The sequence below is a fragment of the Fructilactobacillus sp. X2R1C3 genome, assembly GCF_059901425.1.
The window spans coordinates 1-261 of sequence record NZ_JBWXUW010000015.1 but is presented as its reverse complement, the minus strand read 5'-3'; the positions used below and the strand labels follow the sequence as shown (position 1 = coordinate 261).

General features: G+C 23.8%; 1 pseudogene. It reads left to right on the top strand.

What is annotated here, in order from left to right:
* Positions 1 to 261: pseudogene (locus AC6UDD_RS06965) on the top strand (hypothetical protein); the annotation flags it as partial.

Sequence of the window (261 nt, the reverse complement as noted above, 5' to 3'; positions counted from 1 at the left end):
AAACAATCTATTGAATATAATGTATTTGAGTCAAAAAAAGAAAAGTTGTTTTCTAATGTTAATATCATTTATTTAGTGATTACACTTGTTATTTATTTGACATATCATGTATGTGTATCTCATTATTTTTCAAAATTGGATCAACATGATTATTCTAATGTCACTTGGTATTTCATATTAGTTGTATTTATTTTTCAGGCACTTATTGCACCTATTGTTGAAGAATTAATTACAAGAGGCGTATTTTTTTCTTTATTCTTC